The following is a 536-nucleotide window of genomic DNA, read 5'->3' as shown; positions in this document are numbered from 1 at the left end:
GACGAGGCCCGCCGGCACCGACTCGCCCGCGTCGCGCAGGCGAGCCGTGGCCCCGGCGGTCAGATTGCCGCCGGCGCTCGCGCCCCCCAGAACAACGCCGGATGCGGGGAGCCCAAAGAGCCCCTGGGGGTGGGCGACGGCGTGGCGCCCCCCCGCCAGCACGTCGTCCGAGGGCTCGGGGAAGTGGGTTTCGCCCAGGCACTTGACGTAGTCGAGAGCGAGAACGGGGATGCCGCGGGCGGCGAGTTCCATCGAGACCCAGTGCGATTCGGGCATGTCGAGGTGACCGCCGAGGAAGGCACCGCCGTGCACCCAAACGAGCGCACGGCCGGCGGCCGGCACCGCAGCATCCCGATACAAACGCGCGGGAACCGAACGACCGTTGCGTCCTTCGACCGCCAGGTCGCGCATCTCCACCCGGGCGAGCCTGGGGAACCGGCCTCTCAGCGACGCCGTGTCGATGTCGGTGCGCGGGTCGGCGGGCTCCCCCTGCTCGCGCAGCAGCCGCAGAAGATCCGCCAGCGGCAGCGTGCGGA

General features: G+C 73.3%; 1 protein-coding gene. It reads right to left on the bottom strand.

Features of this window, described 5'->3' with window-relative positions; all coding sequences use genetic code 11:
• On the bottom strand, positions 1-536 hold a 536-nt coding region (locus tag ADINL_RS00785), incomplete at both ends, for an alpha/beta hydrolase (RefSeq protein ID WP_152547586.1).

It is taken from the genome of Nitrincola lacisaponensis, assembly GCF_000691225.1.
Classification (GTDB): domain Bacteria; phylum Pseudomonadota; class Gammaproteobacteria; order Pseudomonadales; family Balneatricaceae; genus Nitrincola; species Nitrincola lacisaponensis.
Note: the sequence above shows the minus strand (reverse complement) of the source record. Positions and strands in the feature narration are given on the sequence as shown.